This is a genomic window from Nitrospira sp. BLG_2, from assembly GCF_049222245.1.
Genome location: NZ_JBLYIG010000668.1, coordinates 1 through 3,517, shown reverse-complemented (window position 1 = coordinate 3,517; position 3,517 = coordinate 1). Strand labels below are relative to the sequence as shown.

The 3,517-nt window shown below is 56.6% G+C and carries 4 protein-coding genes and 1 pseudogene; 2 read left to right on the top strand and 3 right to left on the bottom strand.

What is annotated here, in order from left to right; translation table 11 throughout:
- Positions 1-521, top strand: a 521-nt coding sequence (locus ACOSYY_RS17660) for an AAA-type ATPase lid domain-containing protein (RefSeq protein ID WP_421664148.1), incomplete at its 5' end; no start/stop codon positions are given.
- Between the two features lie 68 nt (positions 522-589).
- Here the strand turns inward: ACOSYY_RS17660 and ACOSYY_RS17655 are convergent.
- The 3 genes from ACOSYY_RS17655 to ACOSYY_RS17645 all read right to left on the bottom strand — a co-directional run bounded on the left by ACOSYY_RS17655 (position 590) and on the right by ACOSYY_RS17645 (position 3,010).
- A complete protein-coding gene (locus ACOSYY_RS17655; RefSeq protein ID WP_421664147.1) occupies positions 590-1,348 on the bottom strand; it encodes a nucleotidyltransferase family protein in 759 nt (252 codons plus the stop codon).
- A gap of 95 nt (positions 1,349-1,443) precedes the next feature.
- The gene (locus ACOSYY_RS17650; RefSeq protein WP_421664146.1) at positions 1,444-2,463 is read right to left on the bottom strand and encodes an aminoglycoside phosphotransferase family protein; all 1,020 of its coding nucleotides are present in this window, start codon (positions 2,461-2,463) and stop codon (positions 1,444-1,446) included.
- A 145-nt stretch (positions 2,464-2,608) separates the two neighbouring features.
- Complete coding sequence (locus ACOSYY_RS17645) at positions 2,609-3,010, bottom strand: VanZ family protein (protein WP_421664145.1); 402 nt, start codon at positions 3,008-3,010, stop codon at positions 2,609-2,611.
- A 100-nt stretch (positions 3,011-3,110) separates the two neighbouring features.
- Here ACOSYY_RS17645 and ACOSYY_RS17640 point away from each other — a divergent pair.
- Positions 3,111-3,517 (top strand): annotated as a pseudogene (locus ACOSYY_RS17640) (glycoside hydrolase family 57 protein); the annotation flags it as partial.

Below are 3,517 nucleotides of genomic sequence, written 5' to 3'. Positions count from 1 at the left end.
TTGCGGCCACGAACAAGGATCTTCGGCAAGCTGTGAGAGCGGGGCAGTTCCGCGAAGATCTCTATTTTCGGCTCAACGTCGTGACTCTGACCCTGCCTCCGCTTCGCGAACGATCAGGGGATGTCGCGGCCCTGGCCCAGTTCTTTTTGGATCGACATACAAGAGATGCGAAACGACCTGGCATGGCTCTGAGTACAGCCGCCCTTAATGCCTTGACCCGCTACTCCTGGCCAGGAAACATTCGGGAATTGGATAATGTGATCGCGCGCGCTGTCGTCTTGAGCCCGAAAGATATTATCGAGCCGGAGATGTTGGCACTTCTGCCAGATGATACCAGTCTCCACCGAAGAGACGAGGCTTCATATCTGAATCTGCCCTATCATGAATCAATGGAGCAACACAGCCGCTACATCATCGCGCGGGCGATGGAGCACGCAGAGGGCAATCAGACGAAAGCCGCCGAATCCCTCAAGCTCCAACGAACCTATCTGGCTCGGTTACTCAAACAGCAAAAGGGATAAGCAACGGGATACGTGCAATGGAGTGGCCGTCAGTCGATCGTGAATCGCCACGGTTTGGATCAACTCTTTTACTTGAGTGGAACGTGCGGCTCAACAGGCTGCCGGTCTTCCAAACGAATGAGTCCCGCTCGGACATCCCGTTCCGCCTGTGTATAACGCTCGGCCGTGCCGATGTCCGACCAGTACCCCTGTAGGTCATACCCGAATACCGGCTCTTCCCGCTCGATGGCTCCCACATAGGGGCCGATAATCGAGGAAGTCACCCCCTTCGGCACCTGCCTGAGCAATCGAGGGTGCAAGATGTGAATCCCGGCGAACATGCGCGACGCCGTCGGAATGGAATTCATCAGCCCTTTTCCGGTGATCCGCAGGATTTGCCCTTGGTCTCCAATCTCAACGAGCCCCCAGCGGGCAGCGTCCGGATCTTCCCGGAGCACCAATGTCGCCGCCGCGTTGCGCGCGCGGTGAAAATCGCGGAGCGCCTCAAGGTCCAATTCCACGAGCGTATCTCCGTTGAGAATCAAAACCGGTTCCCCAGAAAAATGAGGCTCGGCCTGTTTAACCCCACCGCCGGTCCCCAGGAGGACCGGCTCGTGAGGGTAAATAATCCGAATCCCGAATTTCGACCCTGTACCCAATGCCTGTTCGATCATCGGTCCCAGATGATGCAGGTTGATGACGACTTGGCTGAACCCATGCCGCTTCAGCAGCAGCAAGTTCCAGACGATGAGCGGCGTTCCGCCGACCGGCAGCAACGGTTTTGGAATGGTGTTCGTCAGCGGTCTCAGGCGGGTGCCAAGACCTGCCGCAAGAATCATGGCTTTCATAAAGTCCAGTGAGGAGTAAGCGGCAAGGCGTGAGGGGCGAAGAATAATTGAGTGATTCGTCCCCTCTTCACCCCTAACTCCTTACCCTTCACCGGTTATTGGAGCTCCGGCACATGCGGACTGAGATGCTTCCGAAGTGTATTCAGCTCAGGATATTTTTCAAGATTGCGTTTGACGTAACTCAAGACGCGAGGAATATCGGCCAAGAATTTCGGGTTGCCTTTGACCCGATCAATGTAGACAAACCGGCCGGCCGCCTTCAGATTGCGTTGAATGCTCGTCAAATCAAACAGTCGCCGGAACGCGGCGCGATCGGTCCAGACGAAACGCCGATCGGCCAGCTGGTCGAGATAGTATCCCACCAAATCGTCGACGAGGACTTCGTCGAGCTGAATGTATGCGTCCCGCACCAGTGAAGCGACGTCATAGGTCGCCGGTCCCATCAAGGCATCTTGAAAGTCGATCACGCCGATCCGCCGCCCGTCGACCATCAAGTTGCGGGAGTGGTAATCCCGGTGCGTGAAGACGCGCGGCTGCCCCGCGAGCAGTTCAGCAATCCATCCGAACTCCCGCTTTATTGCCGTGGCGTCCTCACCGGGCAACGGTTGGCCGTTGCGCGCCACGATTCCATACTCCAGGAAGTGATCGAATTCCCACATCAACAACGGCACGTCGAAGCTACGGTGAAACGCCACGCAGCCCGAATCCGCCGACGTCGTGGCATCGACCTGCATCCGGACCAGGACGTTGATAGCCTGCTTGTACAGCGACTTCACTCCCGGCGCATCCGTCTGACCAATGGCTTCCGCCAACGTCACATCTCCGAAATCTTCCAGGTAAAGCAGCCCTGCGGATTGATCATAATAGTGGAGTACCGGCGTCGGCACGTTCGCCTTGGTTAAATGCGACAAGATGTTGACGAACGGCAATTCGAAGCTCTGAGGTATCCCTCCACTCACCGCCTCTTCAGATTGTTTGAATCCTTCCGGCTCAGCGAGCTGCATCACGATCACCGAATGTGGCGGTCCGCCCGCCATGGCGGCTCGATAGTAGCGCCGATTGGACGCATCTCCTGCCAATGGCGTCAGAGCCCTCAAGACGAGGCCGGGAGACACACGGGTCTCGAGGGTCCGGGCAATGAGTGTTGGATCAGGAGGAGACAATAGAGCTTTGGAAGGCGTTGTGTTGGCCGACAGCATATTTCGCAAAGTATAGCGAGCGTCCCGCGACTTGTCACGAACACTACGCATTTGATCGGCGCTACGGCGTCGCTTCCGGAATCGAGCCGGCCGGTCTGACGTTCAACACCCGATGCATGGCGGTCACTCCGAGCGCGGCTCCAACGGTATCTGCCAGCCAATCGAGCCAGCTCGAATCTCGGAACGGAACGAACGCTTGATGGACCTCATCGCTCACCCCGTACAACGAAGCCAGAAGAATGGCCGCGGGAATCGCTTGCTGTTTCCACGCCTCATATCCACTTCCACGGATTGCCCGATAGCACAATGCGCCCAATACCGCATATTCAATGGCATGCAAGACCTTATCACTGAAATGAGTGACGAACGGCACGTGGGTTTCGGGATGAGGCTGCGCGGATAAATAGAAAATGAACCCGGCATATCCGCACACCGGTCCCCAATACCGAAGAAATGTCACCATCTCAACTCCTCATGCGATGGTTCGATCATAAATTCGCCCCGCGGATTGCATGCTCATACCCCCTATGACATACTCGCCGACAGAAAGGGAATCCTCAACGATGAAGCATGCCCACGTGTGTTTCCTGTGGCATATGCACCAGCCCTATTACACCGATCCGGTGGCCGGATCGGCCAGCATGCCGTGGGTACGCCTGCACGCGACCAAGGCCTATTATGACATGGCCTATCTGCTGGAAAAATTTCAGGGCGTTCGCGCCACATTCAATTTCACTCCATCCCTCCTGTTGCAGTTGCAGGAAATCGGCACAGGCAAGATCCTCGACCTTTTTCTCGAACATGCACAACGTCCGGCGGCCCATCTGACCCTTGAAGAAAAGGCTTTTCTGATCCGTCATTTCTTTTCGGCCAACTGGGCGACGATGGTGCGACCCTATCCACGATACCACGAGTTGCTGGTGAAACGGGGGTTGGACATATCGGGGCATGATCTCCACCGCATCGCCCG